The 3,548-nt window shown below is 33.4% G+C and carries 3 protein-coding genes; all 3 read right to left on the reverse strand.

Annotated elements, in window-relative coordinates; genetic code table 11:
• The 3 genes from AB0M26_RS31555 to AB0M26_RS31565 all read right to left on the reverse strand — a co-directional run bounded on the left by AB0M26_RS31555 (nucleotide 1) and on the right by AB0M26_RS31565 (nucleotide 2,676).
• A complete protein-coding gene (locus tag AB0M26_RS31555) occupies nucleotides 1–231 on the reverse strand; it encodes a hypothetical protein (RefSeq protein WP_365266392.1) in 231 nt (76 codons plus the stop codon).
• Entirely contained in the window at nucleotides 228–824 is a 597-nt protein-coding gene (locus AB0M26_RS31560) for a zincin-like metallopeptidase domain-containing protein (RefSeq protein ID WP_347689051.1), read from the reverse strand. The genes AB0M26_RS31555 and AB0M26_RS31560 overlap by 4 nt, the downstream gene beginning before the upstream one ends.
• A gap of 704 nt (nucleotides 825–1,528) precedes the next feature.
• A protein-coding gene (locus AB0M26_RS31565; protein ID WP_192824012.1) for an IS3 family transposase occupies nucleotides 1,529–2,676 on the reverse strand; the annotation gives its coding sequence in 2 pieces (ribosomal slippage) (nucleotides 1,529–2,424 and nucleotides 2,424–2,676; 1,149 coding nt in all).
• Between the last annotated feature and the right edge of the window lie 872 nt (nucleotides 2,677–3,548).

Below are 3,548 nucleotides of genomic sequence, written 5' to 3' on the forward strand. Positions count from 1 at the left end.
TCATGCTGCGCTGCGTATCGCACGTAGTGGGCGGGTGCTGGTGCTGCTGCCCACGCAGGATCTGCTGACGCAGACGGTTGAGTCGAATTGTTCATGTATCATTTTTTCTAAACTACTTGTTAGCTTTTTTTTAGATATAGGGAATTTATTTGTCAGTTGAATGGCTTCTAAAATTTCTCGTCCGTAAAATTCTGTTTCTGTAAATTCTTCGCCTTGATAGTTGATCATCATTCATTTTCTCCTTTGATTTTTTTGTTTGAAAGTTTATCGTTTTTTAGTTCAGTTTCTTGTGATTTTTTTTCAGAACACTTTGTTTTTGCCTTATCAATTCTTTCTTTCATTGTCATTGATTTTTTCGGTACAGGAGCAACATATTTTTCTAATTCAATATCAATTTTTTCAATTAATTCTTTTGCAGTTTCTTGAACATTTTTCATCACATTTTCTAATTGTTCATCAGAAATTTTATCAAAGCCCCAAGAATTTAAATAGCCGATTGAATAATCTTTTGTGTCAATATTTAAATGATTAGCAACGACAAAAGAGGTAGATTCTGCTTCCAATTCTTGTAAAGCATATTTTTCAGAACCGAAAACTTCTTGACTCTCTTTGTGCAATTTTGAATGAGTGATTTCATGCAATAAAGTTTTAATTCTTTGATAACCTTTTAAGTCCGGACTTAAACAAATTTCTTTCGTTGTAGGGGAGTAAAAACCATTTGCCCCAGAACACATTTCTGTGGTTTCTAAAACCTTAATTGGAACAGCACTTGCCTTTGTGATTGAGAAAAATAATTTGCGATTATCATCAGGGTTGTCCGGCACATAAGCAACTGGTTTTGGTAAATTTTCATACTCAACTAATTGGTGTGTTTCAAAAACTGTTCCTAATTTAAAAGCGTAAATTTCTTGTTTTGGTTTTCCGTTTTTGTCTAGTATTTTATTTCCGTTGACATTGGACTACAATCAAATATTTAAACAAAAAATGAACAATATTTTTTGAAAATAATTTTTGAGTTCAGTTTTAAATAAATATTTCCATCAAAAATCTCAGTCATTAATTTTAAAATCTCCATAGTAAAATTTACTTCTGACTGAAAGAGATTTCTCATTATAAAAAAGAAAAAAGTTTTAAAAGGGAGTTTAATGATTTTCACTCTAGAAATAATAAGTTTCGGAAAAATTTTTGTTTTTCGGAAAGATACCATTTCTGAAGTGAAAAACATAAAATTTTCACTTTAAAAACTTTCGTAAATTTTTGCTCACTTTTAATAAAAAAACTCCTTCAGTTAGAAAGAGATTTTTTACTAAGTAGATTAAAAACCATTCAATGATTTTTAGGGGTTATTATTATAATGTACCCATTCTACCACTTCAATATTATTTGTCAATAAGAAAAACATCAATAGTTGATGTTTTTCAGGAGTATTTATGAAAAGTTTTTCTGGAATAAGCATAGTCTATCATAATTATATTAACATTCGCTTAATGGAAAGTCAACGAAAAACTAGACACGGAGTTAAGAGAATTTAAGAATTATATTTTTCAAAGTCTTTTGGAGACTTGTAATCAAGACCTGAATGCATCCTTTTTGTATTGTAATAGGTCTCAATGTATTTAAATATTTCTTGAGTAGCCTCAGCTCTTGTCTCAAAATGAGCATCATTAATAAGCTCCCTCTTTAGCGTCTTATAAAAAGACTCCATCATTGCATTGTCATATGGATTTCCTTTACGACTCATGCTAGATTGAGCACCGACTTGACGAAGAGTAGATTGATAACGAGAGCTTGTATATTGACTCCCTTGATCAGTATGGACAATCAAGCCAGGCTGAGGATGTTCTTTCCCACAAGCTTGTAAGAAGCAATCCCTCACCAGTTTATCTTGCATCCGTGAAGACATTGACCAGCCTACAATCTTACGTGAAAAAACGTCGATATTCACGGCTAAGTATAAGGTGCCTTCTTTGGTAGGGATATAGGTCATGTCTCCCAGCCATACTTTATTAGGAGCTGTTGCTTTAAAGATCTGATTAATTAAATTGGGGCTTGAAAGCGAAGCTCCTTTTCTGTTGTAATGTTTATATTTATAACGGCTTCCCTTGGCATAAAGTCCCATCAAGTGCATCAGTTTCCCAACACGTTTCGTGTTGGTCATAATACCAGTATTATGAAGTACCTTGGTAATTCTAACCGCACCATAGCGTCCCTTATGCTCATGAAAGACAGCTTTTATCTTCTCTGAGAGAATTTCTCTCTCCACTTGTTGTTTTGAAGGACGACGATGCATGTATTCATAGAAACCTGAGCGAGAAACCTTAAGAACTTTTACTGCATGTTTAATTTTTATCTTCCCATGATGTTTCAAGAGAAATTCAAAACGTTTTACTTGCTTCGCTTCAAGAAGACCCGGAACTTTTTTAGAAGTTCAAGTTCCTCCTGAAGATAACGATTTTCTTTCTCTAACAATTTAATCTTATGTTGGGCATCAGCTAGGGCTGTCCCATTGCCTGGAAAAGCACTTTCTCCATATTCTTCAACTTCTTGAACCCAGCGATAAAGACTATTGGCATGAACCTCAAGCTCTTGGCTGACTTCTTTAACAGAGTAACCCTCTTCAAGAATGAGTTTTACTGCAGAATTTTTAAATTGTTTATCGAATTTTCTTCTTGCCATAATAAACCTTTCCACGATTTCTCTTAACTTTGTGTCTAGTTTATTATAACCTTTCCACCTTTCATTTTTGTGTCTTAATAGACAGATTATAACACACAATTTTCTGTCCACTTTTATAGTATAGCTCCAATTCAAGATGACTTGGAAGAACTAGAAGTAATCGCTAAAGGTGTGTTTGAGTCTTCCATACGTGCTATCTTTCCATTTGACGGAAGAGATAAATACTTAACTCTATCAAAAAAATCAAAGTAACCACGACCGCAAGGGATTTTTCCTAAAGGCAGAACGTCCGATTTTTTCAATTGAGGTGGACAAGCGGAGCGACAAAAGCGAACAGGGAGACTTTATGCTATAATGAGTTTAAAGAAAACTGACACGCAGAGCATGCGGTTAAATTGTTCCATAGAGAAGTCTAATTTCTTGATGAGTGGTTGACGCATCTATGCCACATAAAAAAACGAAGCGGTGCAAACAGAGTGGGGACTACGGCTTAACCACGAAATACCAATCTGTGCCGATTGATGATTTGATTTAAGTTTTAAAATAAAAAAGTTGCTGACAATAAGTTGGTGGCTTTTTTATTTTTTTAAGACAAAAATTTACTGTTAGGAATGTAAACGTATAATTAGAAAATACTTATAAAAAGAGATAAGATATCCCTATAAGATATAAAGGCGCACTTATATACCATGAAAATCATGGTATAAAATGCCAATATTTTAGATTAAACGTGTTGGAAAAACTCGCTTTGCTCATGTAAATAAAAACGTTATAAAGTATTATAGCGAGCTTAGTAAGTGGATATACACTTACGGTAAAAAGGGTTCTGTTGCGAAGTCAAAGATTTATACGAAGATGTCTTAAAAGAATTT

Source organism: Streptomyces sp. NPDC051776 (genome assembly GCF_040681345.1).
Lineage (GTDB): Bacteria > Actinomycetota > Actinomycetes > Streptomycetales > Streptomycetaceae > Streptomyces.